We start from the raw sequence: 25,529 nt of genomic DNA on the forward strand, positions 1-25,529 counted from the left end.
TAGCATTAGCCGCTTCTGTTCCTTCGTTGCGACGGTTTTCGATGAGTTATCAGGTTCTTGCACGTAAATGGCGTCCGCGCTCGTTCCGCGAAATGGTCGGCCAGACCCATGTGCTCAAGGCTCTGATCAATGCCTTGGACAGCCAGCGGCTGCACCACGCCTACCTGTTCACCGGTACGCGCGGGGTCGGCAAGACCACCATCGCGCGGATCATCGCCAAATGCCTGAACTGTGAAACAGGTATCACTTCGACGCCGTGCGGCGAGTGTTCGGTGTGCCGCGAAATCGATGAAGGCCGCTTTGTCGACCTGATCGAGATCGACGCCGCGAGCCGGACCAAGGTCGAGGACACCCGCGAGCTGCTCGATAACGTGCAATACGCGCCGAGCCGTGGCCGCTTCAAGGTCTACCTGATCGACGAAGTGCACATGCTCTCCAGCCATTCCTTCAATGCGCTGTTGAAAACCCTTGAAGAGCCGCCACCCTACGTCAAGTTCATCCTGGCGACGACCGACCCGCAGAAACTTCCTGCAACCATTCTGTCGCGGTGCCTGCAGTTCTCCCTCAAGAACATGACCCCGGAGCGTGTGGTCGAGCATTTGACCCACGTCCTGGGCGTCGAGAACGTGCCGTTCGAAGACGACGCACTGTGGCTGCTGGGCCGCGCCGCCGACGGCTCGATGCGTGACGCCATGAGCCTGACCGACCAGGCCATCGCCTTCGGTGAAGGCAAGGTCATGGCTGCCGACGTGCGGGCCATGCTGGGCACGCTCGATCATGGTCAGGTCTACGACGTTCTGCATGCGCTGATCGAAGGCGACGCCAAGGCTTTGCTCGAAGGTGTCCGCCATCTGGCGGAACAAGGCCCGGACTGGAACGGCGTGCTCTCGGAAATTCTCAACGTGCTGCACCGTGTCGCCATTGCCCAGGCGTTGCCTGAAGGCGTCGACAACGGTCACGGCGACCGCGATCGGGTGCTGGCACTGGCCCAGGCCTTGCCGGCCGAAGACGTGCAGTTCTATTACCAGATGGGCCTGATCGGTCGTCGCGACTTGCCGCTGGCGCCAGACCCGCGCGGTGGTTTCGAAATGGTCCTGCTGCGAATGCTCGCGTTCCGACCGGCGGACACCGCGGACGCCCCGAGGCAACCGCTAAAGCCAGTGGGGATCAGCCAGGCCACAGTTGATTCCGCAAATTCAGTGGCTGCCGCGCCGGTGGTGGCGCCGGTAGTCGCTACGGCAGTTGCCCCCGTTGCCCCTGCGCCTGTGCCGGTGCCTGAGCCCGTCGCTACGGCGGTGCCTGCTCCTGCGCCTGATCCGGTTGCACCCGTTGTAATGGCCGAGCCTGTGGTTGAGCCCGTCGCGGTCGAAGCAGTGGTCGACTTGCCGTGGAATGACCCGGTCGAGCCGGAGCCCGTCCAGCAACCCGCCGTAGAGCCGGTCCTGGAAACCGCCAGCGAACAACCCGATCTGCCGCCCATGCCGTTGCCGACGCCGGACAGCGTGGTGCCGGACGCGCCGGAGTGGGCCGCTGCGCCGATCCCGGAACCGTCTGTGGCCGACGTCGATGCTGCCACACCGGGCGTGGACCTGGATGACGAGCCGCCGCTGGACGAAGACTATATCGAGCCGGACATGGATTCGGCCTACAGCTACCTCGATGAACTGGCCAGTGAGCACACGGCCGAACCCGCGCCGGAAGCCGAGCCTGAACCAGCCGCCATGCCCGCCACCGGTCTGGCCCTGCAATGGCTGGAATTGTTCCCGAAACTGCCGATCTCCGGCATGACCGGCAGCATCGCCGCCAACTGCACGCTGATCGCTGTCGATGGCGACAACTGGCTGATGCACCTGGACCCGGCCCACAGCGCCTTGTTCAACGCGACCCAGCAACGGCGTCTCAACGATGCGCTGAACCAGTTTCACGGGCGCACGCTGACCCTGAGCATTGAACTGATCAAGCCGGAGCAGGAAACCCCGGCCCAGGCTGCTTCCCGTCGTCGTGCGAACCGTCAGCGCGAGGCTGAGGAGTCGATCCACGGTGATCCGTTCATCCAGCAAATGATGCAGCAGTTCGGTGCGGTGGTTCGCAACGATACTATTGAACCTGTCGAAGCCCTGGTCAGTCAGGGCTAATAACTGAAGGCGGTTGGCCCCAAGGGCCGGGCGCTGTTTAAATCCAAGTACTTTTGAGGTGATTCCCATGATGAAAGGTGGCATGGCCGGCCTGATGAAGCAGGCACAGCAGATGCAGGAAAAAATGGCCAAGATGCAGGAAGAACTGGCCAACGCTGAAGTCACCGGTAAAGCCGGCGGCGATATGGTCACCGTGGTGATGACTGGTCGTCACGACGTCAAGCGCGTGACCATCGACCCGAGCCTGGTTGAAGGCCTGAGCGAAGACGACAAAGAAATGCTGGAAGCCGTGTTCGCCGCCGCCGTCAACGACGCCGTGCGCAAGATCGAAGCCAACAGCCAGGACAAAATGGGCAACATGACCGCTGGCATGCAACTGCCACCGGGTATGAAACTGCCGTTCTGATTCGCCAAAGCGCGTCGGATGAGCTACAAAAAAATGCCAGGCATCGCGCCTGGCATTTTTGTTTTTGTCAGGCCAGGTTAATCCCTGTGGCGAGGGAGCTTGCTCCCGCTGGACTGCGCAGCGGTCCCCTTCATTTCAGGTAAAGAGCGGGCCGCTTCGCGACCCAGCGGGAGCAAGCTCCCTCGCCACAATGAAAGGCAGAAACATCGAACGCCACAACGCCACAAAGGTCTGCTCCCCTATACCACCGAATTCATCGATCACAGGAGACGCTCACATGCCAGACGCATTGACCCTCAACCAACGTATCGTCCTGGCGTCCCGCCCCGTAGGCGCGCCGACCCCGGAGAATTTTCGCCTGGAACGGGAAGCACTGCCGGAACTTGCCGGCGGCCAGGTCCTGCTCAAGACTCAATACCTCTCGCTGGACCCCTACATGCGCGGCCGCATGAGTGACGCGCCGTCCTACGCCGCGCCGGTGGAAATCGGCGAGGTGATGACCGGAGGCGCTGTCAGCCGCGTCGAGCGCTCGCTGAACCCGAAATTCCATGAGGGCGATCTGGTGGTGGGCGCCACCGGCTGGCAGAGCCACAGCATCAGCGACGGTCGCAACATCATTCCGGTGCCAAGCGGTTTGCCGTCCCCGTCCATGGCCCTGGGTGTGCTGGGCATGCCGGGCATGACCGCGTACATGGGCCTGATGGACATCGGTCAGCCCAAGGCCGGCGAAACCCTGGTGGTCGCGGCCGCCTCGGGCGCGGTGGGTTCGGTGGTCGGCCAGGTGGCGAAGATCAAAGGCCTGCGCGCCGTAGGTGTGGCGGGCGGTGCGGAAAAATGCCGCTACGTGGTGGAGGAATTGGGGTTCGACGCTTGCGTCGACCACAAGAGCCCGAACTTCGCCGATGAACTGGCCCAGGCGTGCCCCGAGGGTATCGATGTTTACTACGAGAACGTCGGTGGCAAGGTGTTCGACGCGGTGGTGCCGCTGCTCAATGCCAAGGCGCGGATTCCACTCTGTGGACTCATCGCTTCCTACAACGCCCACGAAGCGCCGACCGGCCCGGATCGCCTGCCGCAATTGCAACGCACGTTGCTGACCAAGCGCGTAAGAATCCAGGGCTTTATCGTGTTCGACGACTACGGTGATCGTCAGCCGGAGTTCGTCAGTGCCATGGCACCGTGGGTGCGTGACGGCAAGGTCAAGTTCCGCGAAGACGTAGTCGATGGCCTTGAGAATGCGCCTGAGGCCTTCATCGGCCTGCTGGAAGGACGCAACTTTGGCAAGCTGGTGGTGCGGGTCGCCCAGGACTGAATAATTGACGCTATACAGAGGCGCGGGTATAAACCGCGTCTCGTTGATTTGTCGGACGTTTCCCCATGAGCTTCAGCCCTTTGATTCGCCAACTGATCGATGCCCTGCGAATTTTGCCGGGTGTCGGTCAGAAAACCGCCCAGCGCATGGCGCTGCAACTGCTGGAGCGTGATCGCAGCGGTGGTTCGCGACTGGCGTCGGCACTGAGCCAGGCGATGGAAGGGGTGGGCCATTGCCGGTTGTGCCGCACGCTGACCGAAGACGACCTGTGCCCGCAATGTGCCGATACGCGCCGTGACGACACCTTGCTCTGCGTGGTTGAAGGACCGATGGACGTCTACGCCGTGGAGCAGACCGGTTTCCGTGGTCGCTACTTTGTACTCAAGGGCCATCTCTCGCCGCTCGACGGGCTGGGGCCGGAGGCCATCGGTATTCCGCAGTTGCTGGCGCGGATTGAAGAGGCGGGCACGTTTGCCGAGGTCATCCTGGCCACCAACCCGACCGTGGAAGGTGAGGCGACGGCGCATTACATCGCGCAGTTGCTGAGTAACAAAGGTTTGATTGCCTCGCGTATTGCCCACGGTGTGCCATTGGGCGGTGAGCTGGAACTGGTGGATGGCGGGACGTTGGCGCATTCGTTTGCCGGGCGTAAGCCGATAGCCTTGTAGTGTTTGAACCGACGCCATCGCCAGCAAGCCGGTTCCTACAGAGGTATCACGCGCCCCTGTAGGAGCCGGCTTGCTGTCGATCCAGGCACCTCGATCCAGCTGATTCACACAATCCTGTTGAAAACCAAGCAAGCGCTCGGTTAACTTCGCTGAACCTTCAGTGGAGTTCGCCGATGCCTGCCTTTCAGGAATACTTCGATCCCAGCCACCAATTGGTCCGCGACAGCGTCAGACGTTTCGTCGAGCGTGAGATCCTTCCGGACATTGATCAGTGGGAGGAAGCAGAAAGCTTTCCCCGCGAGCTCTATCTCAAGGCCGGTGCAGCAGGAATCCTGGGGATCGGCTATCCCGAATCCCTGGGCGGCAGTCACGAAGGCGATCTGTTCGCCAAGGTCGCCGCCAGCGAAGAGCTGATGCGCTGTGGCTCCGGCGGCCTGGTGGCCGGCCTCGGTTCGCTGGACATCGGCCTGCCGCCGATTCTCAAGTGGGCCAGGCCTGAAGTCCGCGATCGTGTCGTGCCTCAAGTGCTGGCCGGCGAGAAGATCAGCGCGCTGGCCGTCACCGAACCCAGCGGTGGCTCCGACGTCGCCAACCTGCAAACCCGCGCCGTGCGTGACGGCGACTTTTACCGGGTCAGTGGCAGTAAAACCTTTATCACCAGTGGCGTGCGCGCGGATGTCTACACCGTGGCGGTGCGCACCGGTGAGCCGGGTTTCGGTGGTATCAGTTTGCTGCTGATCGAAAAAGGCACACCCGGTTTCACCGTCGGTCGGCAGTTGAAGAAAATGGGCTGGTGGGCGTCGGACACGGCCGAGCTGTTCTTCGACGATTGCCGGGTGCCGGTGGGAAATCTGATTGGCGCCGAGAACATGGGCTTCGCCTGCATCATGGGCAACTTCCAGAGCGAACGCCTGGCGTTGGCGTTGATGGCTAACATGACGGCGCAGCTGGCGCTGGAGGAAAGCCTGAAATGGGCGCGTCAGCGCGAAGCCTTTGGCAAACCCATCGGCAAGTTCCAGGTGCTCAAGCACCGCCTCGCGGAAATGGCCACGGCCCTGGAGGTGTCACGGGAGTTCACTTACCGTCAGGCGGCGAAGATTGCGGCGGGGCAGAGCGTGATCAAGGAGATTTCCATGGCCAAGAACTTTGCGACCGACACGGCTGACCGGATTACCACGGATGCGGTGCAGATCCTCGGTGGCCTCGGTTACATGCGCGAGAGCCTGGTGGAGCGGCTGTATCGGGATAACCGGATCCTGTCCATTGGCGGCGGGACGCGGGAAGTGATGAACGAGATCATCAGTAAGCAGATGGGGCTTTGAATCTTGTGGTGTAGCGGCTGACGCCATCGCAGGCAAGCCCGCTCCCCACAGGATTATCGTCAGACACAAATCTTGTGTACGGCGTAGATCACTGTGGGAGCGGGCTTGCCGCGATGGCGTCAGTGAGAACGCCGCCTTACTTCTCGCTCAACGAAAACTGCGTCAGGCAAAACGTCGGAATCCCCATCTCTTGCAGCCGCTGCGAACCACGCAGCTCCGGCAGATCAATAATTGCCGCCGCTTCATGAACCCGCGCGCCCATGCGCCGAATCAGGTTCGCCGCCGCGATCAGCGTACCGCCGGTGGCGATCAAGTCATCAAACATCACCACCGAGTCACCTTCGCACAAGCTGTCGGCGTGCACTTCGAGAAAGGCTTCGCCGTATTCGGTCGCATAACCTTCGGCCAACACGTCGGCCGGCAGTTTGCCTTGCTTGCGGAACAGCACCAGCGGCTTGTTCAGCTGATAGGCGAGCACCGAGCCGATCAGGAAACCACGCGCATCCATCGCGCCGATGTGCGTGAAGTCCGCCTCGACATAACGGTGGGCGAAGCTGTCCATCACAAGGCGCAGGGCTTTGGGCGACTGGAACAGAGGCGTGATGTCACGAAAGATCACGCCCGGCTTGGGGAAGTCGATCACGGGGCGGATCAGGGATTTGATGTCGAAGGATTCGATGAGCATCGTCGAGGTGTCCTGGCAGGCTGCAAACGACGCAGTATAACGGCGGCTGAACCGTTTCGCTCAGCCGCAATCATTGTCATCAGCCTTCGAGCGAGCCACCGGCCAGTGCGCAGAGCTGGATCGGGTCGAGGATATGGATTTCCTTACCCTCGGCGGCGATCAATTCGTTTTGCTGAAAGCGCGTGAATACCCGGGACACGGTTTCCACCGCCAGGCCCAGGTAATTGCCGATTTCGTTGCGCGACATGCTCAGGCGGAACTGGTTGGCCGAGAAGCCCCGGGCGCGGAAACGTGCCGAGAGGTTGACCAGGAACGTGGCGATGCGCTCGTCGGCGGTTTTTTTCGATAGCAACAACATCATTTGTTGATCGTCACGAATCTCGCGGCTCATGACCCGCATCAACTGACGGCGCAGTTGTGGGAGTTGCAGGGCCAGTTCGTCGAGGCGTTCGAAGGGGATTTCGCACACCGACGTGGTCTCCAGGGCTTGTGCCGAGACCGGGTGCTTTTCAGTGTCCATGCCCGACAGACCGACCAGTTCGCTTGGCAGGTGGAAGCCGGTGAGCTGTTCTTCACCGCCATCGCTCAGGCTGAAGGTCTTGAGGGCGCCAGAGCGTACTGCATAAACGGAATCGAAAGTATCGCCTTGGCGGAACAGGAACTCGCCTTTTTTCAGCGGGCGACCCCGTTTGACGATCTCGTCCAGCGCTTCCATGTCTTCCAGATTCAGAGAAAGTGGCAAGCAGAGGGGGGCCAGGCTGCAATCCTTGCAATGGGCTTGGCTATGAGCGCGCAGTTTTACTGGCTCGGACATTTCTTCAATCCTTGTGGGAAAACACACATAAGCCGTAAGGGTAACTCACGGGAGGACAGTCAGGCACGCGGCGATTTTGCCGCAGGGTCGTAAAGCCAGCATTTTGCTATCCGGCAAGCTAGATCACTCGTGAAAACCGCTGGTGATTGTGTTGTTGCAGATAGGCATCGAAGACCATGCACACCGATCGCACCAGCAATCGACCGGCGGGCAGTACGTTGATTCGCTCATTGTCGAGGCTGATCAAACCGTCATCGGCCATGGTCTGTAGCTGCGGCCACAGGTCACCGAAGTAACCGCGAAAATCGATGTTGAAGGCCTGTTCGATGTCCGCAAACTCCAGATTGAACGTGCAGATCAACTGCTGAATCACCGCCCGCCGCACGCGGTCATCGGCGTTGCACAGCAGGCCACGGCTGGTTGCCAGTTGGGCGGAGGCCAGCGTGTTCTGATACTGATTCAGATCGCTGTTGTTCTGGCAGTAGAGATCGCCGATCTGACTGATGGCCGACACCCCCAGCCCGATCAAATCGCAATGGCCGTGAGTGGTGTAGCCCTGAAAGTTACGCTGCAGGGTCGATTCTTCCTGGGCAATCGCCAGTTCATCGTCGGGCAGGGCGAAGTGGTCCATGCCGATGTAGCGGTAACCGGCAGCGGTCAGTTGTTCGATGGTGCGCTGCAGCATTTCCAGCTTCTGCGCCGGCGTCGGCAACTCGTTGCTGTTGATTCGCCGCTGCGGCATGAAGCGTTCCGGCAGGTGCGCGTAGTTGAACACCGAAAGCCGATCCGGTTGCAGCGCAATGACTTCGTCGACCGTGCGGGCGAAGTTTTCCGGGGTCTGCTTCGGCAAGCCGTAGATCAGGTCGATGTTGATCGAGCGGAATTGCAGGGTCCGGGCGGCATCGATCACGGCGCGGGTTTCTTCCAGGCTTTGCAGGCGATTGACCGCCCGTTGCACCGCCGGGTCGAGGTCTTGCAGGCCAATGCTGACCCGGTTGAAACCCAGTTCTCGCAGCAGGCCCATGGTCGACCAGTCGGCTTCGCGCGGGTCGATCTCAATGCCGTAGTCGCCGGAATCGTCGTCCAGCAGATTGAAGTGCTTGCGTAACTGGGCCATCAACTGGCGCAGTTCGTCGTGGCTGAGAAAGGTCGGGGTGCCGCCGCCGAAGTGCAGTTGTTCAACTTTTTGCGCCGGGTCGAGGTGACAGGCGATCAGCTGGATTTCCTGCTCAAGACGCTGCAAGTAGGGCAGGGCGCGGCCACGGTCCTTGGTGATGACTTTGTTGCAGGCGCAGTAGTAGCAAATGTTCGCGCAGAACGGCACATGCACGTACAGCGACAATGGGCGCAGGGCCTTACGGCTGTCGCGCAGGGCGTGGAACAGGTCGAACGTGCCGACCTGTCCGTCGAATTGCACGGCGGTGGGGTAAGAGGTGTAACGAGGCCCCGCCAGGTCGTAACGGCGGATCAGATCGGTGTCCCAACGAATGGCGTCGAGCATCATGCGGGCGTTCCCCCGGATAGGCTGGCAGTGTCCGCAAGTCTATGGGGTGCGACGTCGGGGCATCTTGATTTGCATCAACGGTCAGGATTTGTGTTGCCCGTTCGGGCCTCATCGCGGGCAAGCCCGCTCCCACAGGGATTGCAGTGTTCACAAAATCTGTGGGAGCGGGCTTGCCCGCGATGAGGCCGCCACCGATCTAATGCCCCATGAGCCAATGTTGATGCGGCCCCGGCAACGTCCAGATACCGAACACAATCACCAGCAAGCCACCCGTCATCCGCACATACCGTTTGCGCAACAACGCCGTGACCCGCTCCGCCGCCAGCCCGGTGGCCAGCAGCACCGGCCAGGTGCCCAACCCGAACGCGAGCATCAGCAACGCACTGTCCAGCGCATTGCCTTGGCTCGCCGCCCACAGCAACGTGCTGTAAACCAACCCGCATGGCAACCAGCCCCACAGCGCGCCCAGCAGCAATGCGCGGGGCAGGCTCGACACCGGCAGCAGTTTGTTGGCAACCGGCTGGATATGCCGCCACAGGCCGCGGCCGAGGCTTTCGATACGGGTCAGGCCGCTCCACCAGCCGGCGAGGTAAAGGCCCATGGCGATCAGCAACAATCCGGCGATCACGCGCATGAACATGGCCGCCGGGCTGTTGGCCACTGCCCAACCCGCCAGGCCGATCAAAAGACCAGCCGTTGCATAGCTGAGAATTCGCCCCAGGTTGTACGCCAGCAACAGGCGAAAGCGGCGGCTGCGTTGCTCCTTGGGAATCGCCAGGGTCAGCGCCCCCATCAATCCGCCGCACATGCCCAGGCAATGTCCACCGCCGAGCAGGCCGAGAATCACCGCAGACACCAGCAGTGGCGCCAACTCAAGCATGCGGAGGCGCCTTGTCGTCCGGTTTGGCCGGATGGCCGCTGGCTTCGTCGACCGCGGCTTTGTGGTTCGGGTCCTGGTCGTCGAACAAAATGCTGTGGGCCGGGCCGTCGAGGTCGTCGTACTGACCGCTGTCGACCGCCCAGAAGAAGATATAGATAGCGATGGCCACGATCAGCAGCGCGGCCGGGATCATCACGTAGAGAGCTGGCATCTGGACTCCATGCCCGCGCGGCTCAGGCCGGCAGCGGGCGGGTTTCTGGCGTGGGGCGGGCGCCAGGCGTGCTCGGCAGGCGAGTCAGGCGCAGGGCGTTCAGCACCACGGTCAACGAACTGATGGACATACCGACCGCGGCCCAGACCGGCGTGATCCAGCCGAGGGCGGCGAACGGCAACATGAGGCCATTGTACAGCCCGGCCCAGAGCAGGTTCTCGATGATTACCCGACGGGTGCGCCGCGCGAGGCTGAAGGCTTGCACCAGCGCATCGAGACGGTTCGACAACAACACCGCATCGGCGCTGGTTTTCGCCAGATCGGTGGCCGAACCCATCGCCACGCTGATGTCGGCGGCGGCCAGCACCGGCACGTCATTGACGCCGTCACCGAGCATCAACACCTTGCGGCCTTCCTTGTGCAGCTGTTGCAGGACCTGCAATTTGTCATCAGGACGCAAACCGCCCCGGGCTTCGTCGATGCCCAGCTCGGCTGCCACGCTGGCGACCATCGGCGAACTGTCGCCGGACAACAGCAAGGTGCGCCAGCCACGGGCCTTGCAGGCTTTCAATAGCGCCGGGGCATCGGCACGCAAACGATCATCGAGGACAAACCACGCCAGCGGCCCCTGGTCGTCGCCGAGCAGCAGCCATTGCCCCGCTTCATCGGGCATGACCGGTGTGGCCGCGCCACTGAGTTCGCAGACAAAACCCGGCTGGCCGATGCGCAGGCGTTGCGTGCCGACCAGGCCTTCGAGGCCAAGCCCCGGCGTACTGAGGACTTCTTCGGCCGCCAGCGGCGCCCGGCCAAAGGCGCGGGCAATCGGGTGTTCGGAGCGGTTTTCCAGGGCGGCGGCGAGACTCAGGCATTGATCGCTGTCGAGCGCGCCGAGAGGACGGATCGAGCGCAACGCCAGGCGACCCTCGGTCAACGTGCCGGTCTTGTCGAAAATCACCGTGTCGATCTGGTTCAGACCCTCCAGCACATGGCCGCGGGTCAACAAAAGACCAAGTTTGTGCAACGTGCCGGTGGCGGCGGTGAGGGCGGTGGGCGTGGCCAGCGACAAGGCGCACGGGCACGTTGCAACCAGCATCGCCAGGACAATCCAGAAGGCTCGCGACGCATCCAGTTCCCACCACAACAGGCCGATTGCCGCTGCCGCGATCAATGACAGCAACAGGAACCATTGTGCGGCGCGGTCGGCGATTTCCGCCAGTCGTGGCTTTTCGGCCTGGGCACGATCCAGCAGGCGGACAATGGCCGACAATCGCGTGTCCTGGCCCAACGCCAGGACTTCCACGGTCAACGCGCCTTCGACGTTCAGGGTGCCGGCGGTGACCGCGTCGCCCTGGGTGCGCGGTTGCGGCAGGTATTCGCCAGTCAGCAGCGATTCGTCGATGCTCGACTGGCCGTTGAGGATCTTGCCGTCGGCCGGCAGGATGGCTCCCGGATGCACCAGCACCTGATCGCCGACGCGCAGTTCGCTGAGCAGGATCCGTTCGCTTTGGCCGTCGGTACTCAGACGCAGACACGAGGCGGGTAACAGGTTGACGAGCTGTGCGGTGGCGGCAGCGGTGCGTTCCCGGGCGCGACGTTCCAGATAACGCCCGGCCAGCAGGAATAGCGCGAACATTCCCACCGCATCGAAATACAACTCGCCGACGCCGGTGATCGAGGTCCAGATTCCGGCGATATAGGCACTGCCGATGGCCAGCGACACCGACACGTCCATGGTCAGATGGCGGGTGCGCAAATCGCGCATCGCCCCTTTGAAGAACGGCGCACAGCTGTAGAACACGATCGGCGTGGTGAGGAACAGTGCGACCCAGCGCAGGATGGTGTGCAGCTCGGGGCTCAAGTCGATGTTGAATTCCGGCCAGGTGGCCATGGTCGCCATCATCGCCTGGAACCACAGCAACCCGGCCACGCCGAGTTGGCGCAAGGCCAGGCGGTTTTCGCTGGCCAGTTGTTCGCTGGCGCGGTCGGCTTGGTACGGGTGGGCGGCGTAACCGATGTGGCGCAGTTCGCTGAGCACTTGGCTCAACGGCAATTGCGCGTCGGCCCAGCGCACGTGCAGGCGATGGCTGGACAGGTTCAGTCGCGCTTCGGCCACTGCCGGCAAGGCGCGCAGGTGTTTTTCGATCAGCCAGCCGCAGGCGGCGCAGCTGATGCCTTCCATCAACAGGGTGGTTTCGGCGAGTTCGCCGTCGTGGCGCACGAAGGGCTTTTGCACGTCGGCGCGGTCGTAGAGCGCCAACTCATCCACCAACTGCACCGGCAAGGCTTCGGGGTTGGCCGATGACTCGCTGCGATGCTGGTAATAGCTTTCCAGCCCACCGGCCACGATTGCCTCCGCCACGGCTTGGCAACCCGGGCAGCAGAACTCGCGGATTTCACCGAGGACCGCAGCGGTGAAGCGGCTGCCGGCCGGGACGGGCAGGGCGCAGTGGTAGCAAGGGGTTGGCGTGGTCATGATTTGGATCTATGTCGTCTGGAAGGGCCTCATCGCGAGCAAGCTCGCTCCTACAGGGATTGTGTGAACGCCACAATCCACTGTGGGAGCGAGCTTGCTCGCGATGCGCGAAGCGCAGGCTTTTACTTTTTCAGGTCTTCCGCGCCTTGCAGCGGCTCATCACCCAGCAGCAGATCCTTGTCATGGCTGACCAGCTCTTCCTCGAACATGCGCCAGATGTGGTCGTCCTGAGTGCCCAGCAATTCGACAAAGCGACGGCCTTCAATCTTGTCGCTCAATTGACCGATGTAGCGGCCCTGTTCAGTTTCGCTGCGGGCGAGGGTGATCTTGCGGTCCTTCTCCGGCTGGGTCGGCGAGATCAGGTTCAGCTCAAGGGTTTCAGGTTGGCTGTTGCCGCTCAGGCGCAGGTCGACTTCGCCGGTCACGTCATCCAGGTGAACGCTGGCCCGCAGCAACAGGGTCTGGGCCAGCAGCTCACGATCAAGGGAGCGGTTGATGCCTTTGCCGGCCTCGTAGTAGTTGTCGTTGACGAGGTTATCCGGGTTGTTCACCGCGATCGTCACCATGGACAGGGTCAACGTCACGGAACAGGCCAGGATGGCGATGATGATCCATGGCCAAAGATGCTTGTACCAAGGGCTTGCGGCGTTTGCTGCGGGCATGATCACTTCTCTCAACGAATTTGTGGGCCGATGAATCGGCTCTTGGCTTCAACGTGGACGCTGTCGTCGTCGGCATCCTTGAGGATGAATTTCACCTCGTTGGTGCTCGACGGCAGTTTTTCCGGTGCGATCGACAGTTCGACCGGCTGGCTGAAAATCTCCCCGGCGGCGACTTTGATCTCGCGCTTGCCTTGCAGCTTGAGGTCCGGCAGACCGGAGGCTTCCAGTACGTAGGTATGGTCGCGCTGGTCTTTGTTCATGATCTTCAGGCTGTAGACGTTTTCGATCCGGCCTTCGGCGTTCTCGCGATACAGCACGCGGTCCTTGCTGACGTCGAAACCGACCAGTGAACGCATGAAGAACGCGCCCGCCAGCAATCCCATCATGGCCAGCAGCACCACGGCATAGCCGATCAGGCGCGGGCGCAGTTTATGGGTTTTTTGCCCGGACAGGTTGTGCTCGGTGGTGTAGCTGATCAACCCGCGCGGGTAGTCCATCTTGTCCATGATGCTGTCGCAGGCATCGATGCACGCCGCGCAGCCGATGCACTCAATTTGCAGACCGTCGCGAATGTCGATGCCGGTCGGGCAGACCTGGACACACATGGTGCAATCGATGCAGTCGCCCAGGCCCTGGGCCTTGTAGTCGACACCTTTTTTACGCGGGCCACGGCTTTCACCGCGGCGCGGATCGTAGGAAACGATCAGCGTGTCCTTGTCGAACATCACGCTCTGGAAGCGCGCATACGGGCACATGTAAATGCACACTTGCTCACGCAGCCAGCCGGCGTTGCCGTAGGTGGCGAGGGTGAAGAAGCCGACCCAGAAATACGACCAGCCATCCGCTTCGCCGGTGAAGAAATCGATGGTCAGCTCGCGAATGGGCGAGAAGTAACCGACGAAGGTCATGCCGGTGATGAAGCCGATCAACAGCCACATCGAGTGCTTGCTGAATTTGCGCAGGAATTTGTTGGCGCTCATCGGCGCCTTGTCGAGCTTGATGCGCTGGTTGCGGTCGCCTTCGGTAACCTTTTCGCACCACATGAAAATCCACGTCCAGACGCTTTGCGGGCAGGTATAGCCACACCACACGCGACCGGCGTACACGGTAATGAAGAACAGGCCGAAGGCGCTGACAATCAAGATCCCGGAGAGCAGGATGAAATCCTGGGGCCAGAAGGTCGCGCCAAAGATGAAGAATTTGCGCTCCGGCAGGTTCCACCAGACGGCTTGATGACCGCCCCAGTTCAGCCAGACCGTACCGAAATACAGCAGAAACAACCCGGCACCGCCCATCATCCGCAGGTTGCGGAACAGGCCGGTGAAGGCACGGGTGTAGATTTTTTCTCGAGAGGCATAAAGATCGACGCTGTTGTTCGCGTCTTTGGCGGGCGGTGTGACGTCGTGTACCGGAATCTGATTGCTCATCATTGCATCCCACGGCAGTGGAAAAATGCCTCGGTCAGTACATGCCGACCGCGGTCAAAAAGAGGTGTTGCAGTGGCGCAATGATACGCCTGTCGCTCTAGCTCAAGGGTGCGACCTTTGGTCGCGTTGGGCAAACTCAATTGATGGTGTAGTGACTTGAATCAATTGACTTGTAGATTATGGACGTTTTTTCGTGATGCAGAATCAGAGGCGGGGCGATTCCTGCCGTTGCGTGGCCGACGAGGTGAGGGCGAGCTGCGGACCTCATCCGTCCGGGAGGTCTGCCGCTGGAATACACGCCATGGCAACTGTAACCTCATAGTTTGACGCATTGCAGTATTAAGCCAGCAAAACTCATAACTAGCCAAGTTTAAGTTAGTGGGGTGATTGTTCGTTGATGTGTGGCGGAAATATATTTATTTAATTGAGGTTGGTTGGTTATTTGAAGTTTGGGTTTGTTTCCAATAAGTTAATTGAGCGCGGCTTGCTGGTTGCGCACTTTATCTAATACTAATGGAAACGGAATTCTATGATTTCTAAGAAAGTTAAGCGGTTTGTATTGGGCTTGTGTCTGCTGTCTATGGCACCTTTGGCCTATTCAATAGAAGGTGCTCCACGTCACATGATCTTCGCTTCGGATACGCAGTACCCGTGGACGGACAAGCTCGACCGCAGAGAGCCCGAGTCCGAGGCGGATTTCAATAAACGCTCGAAATGGTTGGTGGAGACCCAGTTTGCGAGTATCGCCGACTTCCGTAAGAACCATGCGCAATCCCATGTACCACTGATGATCAATGGTGACATCACCGCTTTCGGTCACGGCTGGCAGCGCTCTTACATGAATTCGATGTTGAAGAAATACTTCAATGGCGATTTCTTGTATGGCCTGGGTAATCACGATTATGAGAATAACGTGGATGATTGTTTCAGCAATAACTGTGCGGCCGGCAGTATTGTGGAGTTCAAAGAGCATCATGAAAACAAGGTTGATAATTTTGATTTGAAAATTACCGGAAGTTTCCTGAGTCGGCTATATTCCGGCAGTCTCGCCTATTCCAAAAACATAGGCGACGTCCATATGGTGCAACTCAATAATGAGCCGACCTATGCGACCAGGATTTCTCATGCGTTAAACCCGACGACGTTCGACATCACCAGTACCCTGGATTGGCTTGAAAACGATTTGAGAGTCGCTCGGACTCAGGGTTACGCCATCATTATCAACATGCACAAGCCACACGAAATGATGGGTGACAGTGAGCAAACACGGCGCTTTTATCAGATGATCAGGAAGTATGAGGTCACTGCCATCTTCGCCGGCCATCTCCATGATCAAGGCGGTGATGCCTATGAAGTGAATGGTGTGCCGATGTACCTGAGCGGTGCCACTTCTCAGCAAACCTACCTGGTTGCCAGTTTCTCAGAGGATCGCAAGCAGTTGCACATCAACCTGGTGAAGGACAACCAATGGCAGAGCCGAAAGCTGCTGGATACGGTGCCGGTAAAATCGATCTGGGCCAGCCGCCCATGAAAAGGCCCCGCCAGATCACTGGCGGGGCCTTCTTTGTTGCGTCAGGCGTGTGCCTTACTGAGCGTCTTCTGTCGGCGCTTTCTCACCGTGAGAGAGGCTGTAGACGTAAGCGGCCAGCAGGTGAACCTTGTCGTTGCCTTGCAGCAGTTCTTGCGCAGGCATCTGGCCCTGACGCCCGTAACGGATGGTCTGCTGCAGTTGAGCGAAGCTCGAACCGTAGATGAACGCTGCCGGGTGAGTCAGGTTCGGCGCGCCCATGGCTGGTGTGCCTTTGCCTTCCGGACCGTGGCACACGGCGCAGTTGGCGGCGAACAGCTTCTGGCCGGCAACCGGATCGGCCTTGGTGCCTTCCGGCAGCTTGCGGCCATCGAGATTGGTCAGCACGTAGCCGGCAACGTCGGCAACGCCTTGTTCGCCGATCACGTCAGCCCATGCCGGCATGACCGCGTGGCGGCCACCCATGATGGTGGTCTTGATGGTTTCTGCCTCACCGCCCCAGCGCCAGTCGGCGTCGGTCAGGTTAGGGAAGCCATAAGCGCCCTTGGCGTCGGAGCCGTGGCAGACCGAGCAGTTGGAGGCGAACAGGCGGCCACCCATCTTCAGGGCTTGCGGGTCCTTGGCGACTTCTTCAATCGGCATCGAAGCGAACTTGGCAAAGATCGGACCGAACTTGGCGTCCGACTTGGCCATTTCCTTTTCCCACTCGTGAACGCCGGTCCAGCCGGTCTGGCCGTTGGCGAACGCGGTCTGCTTCTCGTTATCCAGGTAGTTGTAACCCGGCAGCAGGCCTTTCCAGTTGCCCAGGCCCGGGTACAGCACCAGATAGCCCAAGGCGAAGATGATGGTGCCCACGAACAGCATGAACCACCATTTCGGCAGTGGGTTGTCGTACTCCTCGATACCGTCGAAGGAGTGGCCAACCGTTTCTTCCGTCTGCTCGGCGCGCTGGCCCTTGCGGGTGGACAGCAGCAGCCAGGTCAGGGCGAAGATGGTGCCGAGACTGAGGACTGTGACGTACAGACTCCAGAACGTAGTCATTCTTTGTTACTCCTAGAAGCTTGCTCGACGTGCTTGATGGCTTCGGGATCATCCGCGAAAGGCAGCAAGGTCGCGTCTTCAAACTCCGACTTGCGCTTGGGGCTGAACACCCACAACGCCAGACCGATGAAGGCCACCATCACAACAACGGTGCCCAGGCCACGAATCATCCCGATATCCATCTAAATCACCGTTTGCTTTTGATGATGGTGCCCAGGCCTTGCAGATAGGCCACCAGCGCGTCCATTTCGGTTTTGCCCTTCACAGCATCCTTGGCACCGGCGATGTCTTCGTCGGTGTAAGGGACGCCGAGCGTGCGCAAGACTTCCATTTTCTTGGCGGTGTCTTTGCCGTCGAGCTTGTTTTCCACGAGGAACGGGTAGGCCGGCATTTTCGACTCGGGCACCACGTTGCGCGGGTTGTACAAATGCGCACGCTGCCAGTCATCGGAGTAACGACCGCCGACACGGGCCAGGTCCGGCCCCGTACGCTTGGAACCCCACAGGAACGGGTGGTCCCAGACGCTTTCACCGGCAACCGAATAGTGGCCGTAACGTTCGGTTTCAGCACGGAACGGGCGGATCATCTGCGAGTGGCAGCCGACACAACCGTTGGCGATGTAAATGTCGCGGCCTTCCAGTTCAAGGGCGGTGCGAGGCTTCATGCCTTCGACCGGCTTGTTGGTGACGTCCTGGAAAAACAGCGGAACGATCTGGGTCAGGCCGCCGATGCTGACGGCGATAACCATGAAGAAGGCCAGCAGGCCAATGTTCTTCTCGACTGCTTCATGCTTCATCAGTGAGCTCCAACTACAGCAATCTGTTCAGCAGCTTTGGCTTCAGCCGGGTTCGAGGCACGTACGGTACGCCATACGTTGTAGGCCATGAACAGCATGCCGCTGGCGAAGAACGCACCGCCCAGGGCGCGAACGATGAAACCAGGATGGCTGGCTTGCAGCGCTTCGACGAACGAGTAGGTGAGGGTGCCGTCGTCGTTGATTGCACGCCACATCAGACCCTGGGTGATGCCGTTGACCCACATCGAAGCGATGTACAGAACGGTACCGATGGTCGCGAGCCAGAAGTGCGTGTTGATCAGGCCGATGCTGTGCATCTGCGCGCGACCGAACAGTTTCGGGATCATGTGGTAGATGGCGCCGATCGAGATCATCGCTACCCAGCCCAAGGCACCGGCGTGTACGTGGCCGATGGTCCAGTCGGTGTAGTGCGACAGCGAGTTCACTGTCTTGATGGCCATCATCGGGCCTTCAAAGGTCGACATGCCGTAGAAGGCCAGCGACACCACGAGGAAGCGCAGGATCGGGTCGGTGCGCAGCTTATGCCAGGCGCCCGACAGGGTCATCATGCCGTTGATCATGCCGCCCCAGCTCGGAGCCAGCAGGATGATCGACATCGCCATGCCCAGGGACTGAGCCCAGTCCGGCAGAGCGGTGTAGTGCAGGTGGTGCGGACCGGCCCAGATGTACAGAGTGATCAGCGCCCAGAAGTGCACGATCGACAGGCGATAGGAGTAGATCGGACGTTCGGCTTGCTTCGGAACGAAGTAGTACATCATCCCCAGGAAGCCGGTGGTCAGGAAGAAACCGACCGCGTTGTGGCCGTACCACCACTGGATCATGGCGTCGGTCGCACCCGAGTAAGCCGAGTAGGACTTGAAGAAACTGACCGGCAAGGACGCGTGGTTGACGATGTGCAGCATCGCGGTCACGACGATGAACGCGCCGTAGAACCAGTTACCCACGTAGATGTGCTTTGTCTTGCGCTTGACGATGGTGCCAAAGAACACCAGTGCGTAAACGATCCAGACAATAGCCAGCAAAATTGCCAGCGGCCATTCCAGTTCCGCGTATTCCTTGGTCGTGGTGTAGCCCAGCGGCAATGTAATGCCGGCACCGACGATCACCGCTTGCCATCCCCAGAAGTGGAAGGCCGCGAGGCTGTCGGAAATCAGTCGCGTTTGGCAGGTTCGCTGCACGACGTAATAAGAAGTGGCAAACAGAGCACAACCACCGAAGGCGAAAATCACCAGGTTGGTGTGCAACGGGCGTAAGCGTCCAAAAGTCGTCCACGGCAGACCGAAGTTCAATTCCGGCCATACAAGCTGTGAGGCGATGAAGACACCGAGCCCCATGCCAAGGATCCCCCAGACCACCGTCATGATGGCGAACTGGCGGACTACCTTATAGTTATAAGCAGTCGGACTGATTGCTGTGCTCATTCTAAGGTTCCACGGTTTGGGTGTTTTATTAGGAGTAAAAATCGGCCGCAAGTATGGAGAAAGCAGGGGGTCATTGCAACGCGCCATGACCTGGGTCAATGCTTTCAAATGCTGATTCTGCGGCCTTTCCATGCGCAGCGTAAGGACAAAATTGGCCTCGGACAAAATGTCGCAGCGAACGAAAAGGGTGAGGGGGTCAGGTCGGATGTAACGGGGTGTGTTCAAACACAACGATCGGGTGACGGATGGCAATTGGCACGACAGCCGGTATCTACCAGCCTTTGCGGCCTGTCATCGAGCAGATTCGTCGAACACATCGGGCAAGGTCGACCTGGAACCGGCTCATGCCAGTCCGCATCGAAGCAAGCTTAGACCCGAATCTGGTGAACCGAAAGGAGGACCAACGGAGGGGTGCGACACTTGGTCGCAAAGAGGCAGGGAACTGCCGCATCCGGGAGAATGCGGCAATAGAGCGGTCGAGATTTATTCGCGTTTGCCTTCGGCTTGCAAACGGTCGGTGTTCAAGCCGTGGGACAGGCTGTACACGTAAGCAGCCAGCAATTGCACCTTGTCGTTGCCGAGCAGTTCGTTCTGCGCCGGCATATGGCCCTGGCGGCCATGGCGAATGGTCTGTTGCAGTTGCGCCAGGCTGGTGCCGTAGATGAATCCGGCCGGTTGCGTCAGGTTCGGCGCGCCCATGGCTTCAGTGCCTTTGCCGTTTGCACCATGACAGGCTACGCACGTGGTGCTGAATGCTTGCTGTCCGGCTTGCAGATCGGCGGTGTCGTCCGCTGGCAGAGGCAGGCCGGCCAGTTCATGACGTACATACGCGGCCACGTTCTTCACGCCGGCCTCACCGAGGATTTCACCCCAGGCCGGCATGGCCGCCATGCGACCGCCCATGATCGTGGTCTTGATCATCTCGGCATCACCGCCCCAGCGCCAGGTGCTGTCGGCCAGGTTCGGGAAGCCGAAAGCGCCCTTGGCGTCCGAGCCGTGGCACACCGAGCAGTTGGACGCAAACAGGCGACCGCCCATTTTCAGCGCTTGCGGGTCCTTGGCCACTTCTTCAACGGGCATGGCCGCGAATTTGGCGAAGATCGGCCCGAACTTCGCGTCAGCCTTGTTCATCTCCTTTTCCCATTCGTGAACGCCAGTCCAGCCGTCCTCGTAACCCGGCAGGACACCTTTCCAGTTGCCCAGGCCGGGATAAAGAATCAGGTAGCCCACGGCAAACACCAGCGTGCCGGCGAACAACATGAACCACCACTGCGGCAGCGGATTGTCGTACTCCTCGATGCCGTCGAAGCTGTGGCCCATGGTCTGGTCGACGCTGCCCTTGGTTTCGCCCTTGCGGGTGCCGATCAGCAGCCAGGTCAGGCCGATCAGGCTGCCGATGGTCAGTACGCAGATCCACGTACTCCAGAAGGTGGTCATGGCCGGGTACTCCTTGTTTCAGGTTCTTGGGTGGCATCGTCGGGCAGGGGGTCATCGGCGAACGGCAGCAAACGCGCTTCGGCGAATTCCGGGTTGCGCTTGCTGTTGAACACCCACAGCGTCAGGCCGACGAAGGCGACGAACACCACGACTGTGCCAAGGCCGCGGATCATTCCACTGCTCATCTCGCTCACTATTTCGAAGGGCATCGTCATGGCTCACCTCTTGCTCTTGATGGCAGTGCCGAGCACTTGCAGGTAAGAAACGAGTGCGTCCATTTCGGTCTTGCCCTTGAGACTGGCGACGGCGCCACTTATGTCGTCATCGCTGTACGGCACGCCGAGGGTGCGCATGGTGCGGATCTTGGTTTCGGTGTGACTGCTGTCGACCGCTTGCGTGACCAGCCATGGGTAGCCAGGCATTTTTGACTCCGGCACCACGTTGCGCGGGTTGTACAAGTGCGCACGGTGCCAGTCATCCGAGTAACGTGCGCCGACCCGTGCCAGGTCCGGCCCGGTGCGTTTCGAGCCCCAGAGGAACGGGTGATCCCACACGCTTTCCCCGGCCACCGAGTAGTGCCCGTAGCGTTCGGTCTCGGCGCGAAACGGCCGGATCATCTGCGAGTGGCAACCGACACAGCCTTCGCGGATGTAAATGTCGCGGCCTTCCAGTTGCAGGGCGGTGTAGGGCTTCATGCCTTCCACCGGTTTATTGGTCACGTCCTGGAAGAACAGCGGGACGATCTGGGTCAGACCACCGATGCTCACAGCCAGGACCATCAGCAGCATCAGCAGGCCGACGTTTTTCTCGATTGTTTCGTGTTTCATGGCGGACTCCTCAGGCCATCTGCGCGGCAGCGGCGACTTCGGCAGGCTGCGAGGCCCGCACGGTGCGCCAGGTGTTGTAAGCCATCAGGAACATGCCGCTGAGGAAGATCGCCCCGCCTACCAGTCGCACGACGAAGCCTGGGTGGCTGGCCACCAGGGTTTCGACGAAGGAGTAGGTCAGCGTGCCGTCTTCGTTGACTGCGCGCCACATGAGGCCCTGGGCGATGCCATTGACCCACATCGAGGCGATGTACAGGACGGTGCCGATGGTTGCGAGCCAGAAGTGCGCATTGATCAGACCGATGCTGTGCATCTGCGGGCGACCGAAGATTTTCGGGATCATGTGGTACAGCGCGCCGATGGAAATCATCGCCACCCAGCCGAGTGCCCCGGCGTGAACGTGGCCGATGGTCCAGTCGGTGTAGTGGGACAGCGCGTTGACTGTTTTGATGGCCATCATCGGCCCTTCAAAGGTCGACATGCCGTAGAACGCCAGGGACACGACGAGGAAGCGCAGGATCGGGTCGCTGCGCAATTTATGCCAGGCGCCCGAGAGCGTCATCATCCCGTTGATCATCCCGCCCCAGCTTGGTGCCAGCAGGATCAGCGACATCACCATGCCCAGCGACTGCGCCCAGTCCGGCAGCGCGGTGTAGTGCAAGTGGTGCGGACCGGCCCAGATGTACAGGGTGATCAGCGCCCAGAAGTGCACGATCGACAAGCGATAGGAGTACACCGGACGCTCAGCCTGTTTCGGCACGAAGTAGTACATCATCCCGAGGAAACCGGCAGTGAGGAAAAAGCCTACGGCGTTGTGGCCGTACCACCACTGGACCATGGCATCGGTGGCACCGGCGTACACCGAGTAGGACTTGGTGAAACTCACCGGCAGCTCAACGTTGTTGACGATGTGCAGAATCGCCACAGTGATGATGAATGCACCGAAGAACCAGTTGCCGACGTAGATGTGCTTGGTCTTGCGCTTGGCCAGAGTGCCGAAGAACACGATGGCGTAGGCGACCCAGACGATGGTGATCAGGATGTCGATCGGCCATTCCAGCTCGGCGTATTCCTTGGAGCTGGTGTAACCCAGCGGCAGGCTGATGGCCGCCAGCAGGATCACCACTTGCCAGCCCCAGAAGCAGAACGCGGCGATTTTCGGCGCAAACAATTGGGTCTGGCAGGTGCGCTGCACCGAATAGAACGAACTGGCGAACAGGGCGCAACCGCCGAAGGCGAAGATCACTGCGTTAGTGTGCAGCGGGCGCAACCGGCCGAAACTGGTCCACGGCAAATCGAAGTTGAGTTGAGGCCAGACCAATTGGGCCGCGAGAAAAACCCCGAGCCCCATGCCGACGATGCCCCACACCACCGTCATAATGGCGAATTGGCGGACCACCTTGTAGTTGTAGGCGGTACTGATAGAAGTGTTCATGGTTCCCCATCCACGGTTCAGCCGAAGTGAACGCGAGCAGCGCGTCCTTCGCCTGGAGTTATAGGCAGACTAAAAGCGAGGCAAGCATGGACAAAGAGCACAAGGCCAGTATTGACGGGGATCAATGGGCGCGGTGTATGCAGGATCATGGATGGTTGTGGAATGCCGCCTCAGGACCTTCATCGGCCACGTTGATCCTCGCCCACGGTGCCGGTGCGCCGATGGACAGCGGCTGGATGAACGACATGGCTGCGCGCCTCGCCGATCAAGGCGTCAACGTGTTGCGTTTCGAATTTCCGTACATGGCGCAGCGGCGTGTTGACGGGGGCAAGCGCCCACCGAATCCGGCACCGAAACTGCTCGAGTGCTGGCGTGAGGTCTATGCCGTGGTGCGACGCCATGTCACTGGGCGTCTGGCCATTGGCGGCAAGTCCATGGGCGGGCGGATGGCCAGTCTTCTGGCGGATGAACTGGGGGCGGATGCGCTGGTGTGCCTCGGTTATCCGTTTTATGCGGTGGGTAAACCGGAGAGGCCTCGGGTCGAACATTTGTCTTCGTTGAAGACGCCGACATTGATCGTGCAGGGTGAGCGGGATGCGCTGGGCAATCGGGAGGCAGTCGAGGCGTACACGTTGGCACCGCGCATCGAGGTGTTCTGGCTGGTCGCGGGGGATCATGACTTGAAGCCGCTGAAGGCTTCGGGGTTTACCCATGAGCAACATTTGGCGGCTGCGGCGAGTCGAGTAGCTGCATTTCTTCAGTGAAATAATGAGCGCCGAGGAGGGCCTCTTCGCGGGCAAGCCCGCTCCCACTTTTGGGTTGTGTTGTGAGTGAGATTTTCAACACTGAAAACCTATGAGGGGCGGGTTCGTCCGGTTATTTTGACTCTTTCAGACTCACAGGGCGCTTTCTCCTTGTTCGCTTGGCTTTTGCGCTGGCGGCCGCAGTCTCTTCATTGTGAAAGTGCCTTTCGGATTCAGACGATAGCCGTGGCTTTTGAACAGGGCGTCGAATGTGCCAACGACGATGTCTGTCTTGCGATCGTAACTGATGATGTTCAGGGTGGCGGAGTCTGCCTCCACCGTTCGGAAACCATGGAAACCGGGCGGTGCGGGAATCGAGTGGCTATGTAAGAACGTCAGTCCGTGAGCGAGCGTATAGATGCCCTTAAGCGCGTCGTCACCTTTGTAGGGCAACGTCATACTGAAAATAAAAACGTTGTCCTCTTCGACTGTTCCCATTCCTCCACCAATACTCCAGTAACGCTCACCGTTAAAATCACCTTGGAGGAAGTCACTGAACTCTGCTTTTTTTTCGATGGCACCGTATTTCCACTTGAGGATGTTTTCATTCGCAAGCGTGCCGTGTTTTTTTGGAATAAAGGTAGTGTGAGTTGTCATCATGAAATCCTTTTGCTGGTAAGAGATTGGTCGTCATTGTCCGATCGACAACGCGACTGTCTCTTTGATAAGCCTCCTGGGTTTATCCGTCTACTGTCAGATCTGACAGGTGCTCTCCGGTTGTCAACATTTCACGATGTCCAAATATAAAAAACCCGGAGGTTTTCACCGCCCGGGTTCCAGTTCTACAGTTAGCGGTTAGCGGTTAAACCGCTCCACCAACGAATACTGGGTATTCGCCGTCTTCGTCAGCTCTTCACTCAACAACGCCGAGTGCTGTGCCTGTTCCGAGGTCTGGTCAGCCAGTTGTGAAATGTTGCTGATGTTGCGGCTGATTTCTTCGGCAACAGCACTTTGCTCTTCGGTCGCCGCCGCAATCTGGGTGGTCATGTCGGTGATGTTGGCCACCGCTTCGCTGATCCCCACCAGCGCCTGATCCGCTTCCAGTACCCGCGCCACGCCTTCTTCAGCCTGACGATGCCCGGCTTCCATGGTTTGCACTGCGGTGCTGGCGGTTTGTTGCAGCTTGGCGATCAGCGCGTGAATCTGCCCGGTGGATTCGCTGGTGCGTTGCGCCAGTTGACGCACTTCGTCGGCGACCACCGCAAAACCACGGCCCATCTCGCCGGCACGGGCCGCTTCGATGGCGGCGTTCAGCGCCAGCAGGTTGGTCTGGTCGGCGATGCCTTTGATCACATCGACCACGCCACCGATTTCGTCGCTGTCCTTGGCCAGTTGGGTCACGGTCATCCCGGTTTCACCGACCACCACCGACAAGCGCTGGATGGCTTCGCGGGTTTCACCGGCGATGTCGCGACCGCGACCGGTCAGGCGATTGGCTTCCTGAGTGGCGTCCGCGGTGCGCTGCACGTGGCTGGCGACTTCCTGCGTGGTGGCGGCCATCTGATTGACGGCAGTGGCCACTTGCTCGGTTTCGACGCGTTGACGTTCCAGGCCACTGGAGCTGCTGTGAGCCAGGGCGTCGGACTGCCTGGCTTGCTCGGTCAGGTGCTCGGCGGTGTCCTGCAGGCGGGTCAGGCAGGTTTTCAGACGCGCTTCCTGGCTGAGAATCGACATCTCCAGACGTGCCTGGGCGCCACGGCTGTCGGTGTACATCTGGGCGA

At 60.1% G+C, this 25,529-nt stretch carries 25 protein-coding genes; 7 read left to right on the plus strand and 18 right to left on the minus strand.

Going from position 1 to position 25,529, the window contains the following annotated elements:
- Positions 1 to 41 precede the first annotated feature (41 nt).
- The 5 genes from dnaX to K0F88_RS20980 all read left to right on the plus strand — a co-directional run bounded on the left by dnaX (position 42) and on the right by K0F88_RS20980 (position 5,843).
- Complete coding sequence (gene dnaX / locus K0F88_RS20960; protein WP_219096396.1) at positions 42 to 2,135, plus strand: DNA polymerase III subunit gamma/tau; 2,094 nt, start codon at positions 42 to 44, stop codon at positions 2,133 to 2,135.
- Between the two features lie 67 nt (positions 2,136 to 2,202).
- Positions 2,203 to 2,541 (plus strand): YbaB/EbfC family nucleoid-associated protein, encoded by a 339-nt coding sequence (locus tag K0F88_RS20965; RefSeq protein WP_109628912.1) that lies wholly within the window; start codon positions 2,203 to 2,205, stop codon positions 2,539 to 2,541.
- 277 nt (positions 2,542 to 2,818) lie between these two features.
- Entirely contained in the window at positions 2,819 to 3,853 is a 1,035-nt protein-coding gene (locus K0F88_RS20970) for an NADP-dependent oxidoreductase (RefSeq protein ID WP_219096397.1), read from the plus strand.
- Positions 3,854 to 3,918: 65 nt separating this feature from the next.
- A complete protein-coding gene (gene recR, locus K0F88_RS20975) occupies positions 3,919 to 4,521 on the plus strand; it encodes a recombination mediator RecR (protein WP_219096399.1) in 603 nt (200 codons plus the stop codon).
- A 173-nt stretch (positions 4,522 to 4,694) separates the two neighbouring features.
- A complete protein-coding gene (locus K0F88_RS20980; RefSeq protein ID WP_219096401.1) occupies positions 4,695 to 5,843 on the plus strand; it encodes an acyl-CoA dehydrogenase family protein in 1,149 nt (382 codons plus the stop codon).
- Between the two features lie 136 nt (positions 5,844 to 5,979).
- Here the strand turns inward: K0F88_RS20980 and K0F88_RS20985 are convergent, their stop codons facing one another.
- The 8 genes from K0F88_RS20985 to ccoG all read right to left on the minus strand — a co-directional run bounded on the left by K0F88_RS20985 (position 5,980) and on the right by ccoG (position 14,499).
- On the minus strand, positions 5,980 to 6,528 hold the full coding sequence (locus K0F88_RS20985) for an adenine phosphoribosyltransferase (RefSeq protein WP_219096402.1): 549 nt from the start codon (positions 6,526 to 6,528) through the stop codon (positions 5,980 to 5,982).
- Positions 6,529 to 6,607: 79 nt separating this feature from the next.
- On the minus strand, positions 6,608 to 7,342 hold the full coding sequence (gene fnr / locus K0F88_RS20990) for a fumarate/nitrate reduction transcriptional regulator Fnr (protein ID WP_109628922.1): 735 nt from the start codon (positions 7,340 to 7,342) through the stop codon (positions 6,608 to 6,610).
- Positions 7,343 to 7,460: 118 nt separating this feature from the next.
- Positions 7,461 to 8,843: an oxygen-independent coproporphyrinogen III oxidase gene (gene hemN, locus K0F88_RS20995; RefSeq protein WP_219096463.1), complete on the minus strand. Its 1,383-nt coding sequence runs from the start codon at positions 8,841 to 8,843 to the stop codon at positions 7,461 to 7,463.
- 199 nt (positions 8,844 to 9,042) lie between these two features.
- Positions 9,043 to 9,726, minus strand: a complete 684-nt coding sequence (locus K0F88_RS21000) for a sulfite exporter TauE/SafE family protein (RefSeq protein WP_219096404.1) — start codon at positions 9,724 to 9,726, stop codon at positions 9,043 to 9,045.
- Complete coding sequence (ccoS, locus tag K0F88_RS21005; protein WP_007905420.1) at positions 9,719 to 9,937, minus strand: cbb3-type cytochrome oxidase assembly protein CcoS; 219 nt, start codon at positions 9,935 to 9,937, stop codon at positions 9,719 to 9,721. The genes K0F88_RS21000 and ccoS overlap by 8 nt, the downstream gene beginning before the upstream one ends.
- Positions 9,938 to 9,959: 22 nt before the next feature.
- Positions 9,960 to 12,410: a heavy metal translocating P-type ATPase gene (locus tag K0F88_RS21010; RefSeq protein ID WP_219096405.1), complete on the minus strand. Its 2,451-nt coding sequence runs from the start codon at positions 12,408 to 12,410 to the stop codon at positions 9,960 to 9,962.
- 122 nt (positions 12,411 to 12,532) lie between these two features.
- Positions 12,533 to 13,072: a FixH family protein gene (locus tag K0F88_RS21015; RefSeq protein ID WP_010456420.1), complete on the minus strand. Its 540-nt coding sequence runs from the start codon at positions 13,070 to 13,072 to the stop codon at positions 12,533 to 12,535.
- A gap of 11 nt (positions 13,073 to 13,083) precedes the next feature.
- Entirely contained in the window at positions 13,084 to 14,499 is a 1,416-nt protein-coding gene (gene ccoG / locus K0F88_RS21020; RefSeq protein ID WP_219096406.1) for a cytochrome c oxidase accessory protein CcoG, read from the minus strand.
- 529 nt (positions 14,500 to 15,028) lie between these two features.
- Here ccoG and K0F88_RS21025 point away from each other — a divergent pair.
- A complete protein-coding gene (locus K0F88_RS21025) occupies positions 15,029 to 16,030 on the plus strand; it encodes a metallophosphoesterase (RefSeq protein ID WP_094471496.1) in 1,002 nt (333 codons plus the stop codon).
- 54 nt (positions 16,031 to 16,084) lie between these two features.
- Here K0F88_RS21025 and ccoP (K0F88_RS21030) read toward each other — a convergent pair whose 3' ends face one another.
- From ccoP (K0F88_RS21030) to ccoN (K0F88_RS21065), 8 genes are all read right to left on the minus strand, one after another.
- Positions 16,085 to 17,068, minus strand: coding sequence for a cytochrome-c oxidase, cbb3-type subunit III (ccoP, locus tag K0F88_RS21030; RefSeq protein ID WP_219096410.1), 984 nt, complete (start codon positions 17,066 to 17,068; stop codon positions 16,085 to 16,087).
- A complete protein-coding gene (locus K0F88_RS21035) occupies positions 17,065 to 17,250 on the minus strand; it encodes a CcoQ/FixQ family Cbb3-type cytochrome c oxidase assembly chaperone (RefSeq protein WP_003175465.1) in 186 nt (61 codons plus the stop codon). The genes ccoP (K0F88_RS21030) and K0F88_RS21035 overlap by 4 nt, the downstream gene beginning before the upstream one ends.
- A 5-nt stretch (positions 17,251 to 17,255) precedes the next feature.
- Positions 17,256 to 17,864, minus strand: a complete 609-nt coding sequence (ccoO, locus tag K0F88_RS21040) for a cytochrome-c oxidase, cbb3-type subunit II (RefSeq protein WP_018925301.1) — start codon at positions 17,862 to 17,864, stop codon at positions 17,256 to 17,258.
- Entirely contained in the window at positions 17,864 to 19,306 is a 1,443-nt protein-coding gene (gene ccoN, locus K0F88_RS21045) for a cytochrome-c oxidase, cbb3-type subunit I (RefSeq protein ID WP_219096412.1), read from the minus strand. The genes ccoO (K0F88_RS21040) and ccoN (K0F88_RS21045) overlap by 1 nt, the downstream gene beginning before the upstream one ends.
- A gap of 483 nt (positions 19,307 to 19,789) precedes the next feature.
- Positions 19,790 to 20,743, minus strand: coding sequence for a cytochrome-c oxidase, cbb3-type subunit III (ccoP, locus tag K0F88_RS21050; protein WP_219096413.1), 954 nt, complete (start codon positions 20,741 to 20,743; stop codon positions 19,790 to 19,792).
- A complete protein-coding gene (locus K0F88_RS21055; RefSeq protein WP_303396110.1) occupies positions 20,740 to 20,940 on the minus strand; it encodes a CcoQ/FixQ family Cbb3-type cytochrome c oxidase assembly chaperone in 201 nt (66 codons plus the stop codon). Before K0F88_RS21055 ends, ccoP (K0F88_RS21050) begins: the two co-directional genes overlap by 4 nt.
- Before the next feature lie 21 nt (positions 20,941 to 20,961).
- Entirely contained in the window at positions 20,962 to 21,570 is a 609-nt protein-coding gene (gene ccoO / locus K0F88_RS21060) for a cytochrome-c oxidase, cbb3-type subunit II (protein ID WP_010456405.1), read from the minus strand.
- Between the two features lie 10 nt (positions 21,571 to 21,580).
- Positions 21,581 to 23,005 carry a cytochrome-c oxidase, cbb3-type subunit I gene (gene ccoN, locus K0F88_RS21065; protein ID WP_219096414.1) on the minus strand — a complete coding sequence of 475 codons (1,425 nt, stop codon included), beginning with the start codon at positions 23,003 to 23,005 and terminating at the stop codon, positions 21,581 to 21,583.
- Between the two features lie 86 nt (positions 23,006 to 23,091).
- Between ccoN (K0F88_RS21065) and K0F88_RS21070 the strand changes: the two genes are divergently transcribed.
- The gene (locus K0F88_RS21070; protein WP_219096416.1) at positions 23,092 to 23,769 is read left to right on the plus strand and encodes an alpha/beta family hydrolase; all 678 of its coding nucleotides are present in this window, start codon (positions 23,092 to 23,094) and stop codon (positions 23,767 to 23,769) included.
- 132 nt (positions 23,770 to 23,901) lie between these two features.
- Here the strand turns inward: K0F88_RS21070 and K0F88_RS21075 are convergent, their stop codons facing one another.
- Both K0F88_RS21075 and K0F88_RS32505 read right to left on the minus strand, forming a co-directional pair.
- Complete coding sequence (locus K0F88_RS21075; RefSeq protein WP_094471503.1) at positions 23,902 to 24,405, minus strand: hypothetical protein; 504 nt, start codon at positions 24,403 to 24,405, stop codon at positions 23,902 to 23,904.
- Positions 24,406 to 24,603: 198 nt separating this feature from the next.
- On the minus strand, positions 24,604 to 25,529 hold a 926-nt coding region (locus tag K0F88_RS32505), incomplete at its 5' end, for a methyl-accepting chemotaxis protein (RefSeq protein WP_257605313.1).

This window comes from Pseudomonas sp. UMAB-40 (assembly GCF_900095275.1).
Taxonomy (GTDB): domain Bacteria; phylum Pseudomonadota; class Gammaproteobacteria; order Pseudomonadales; family Pseudomonadaceae; genus Aquipseudomonas; species Aquipseudomonas mandelii_B.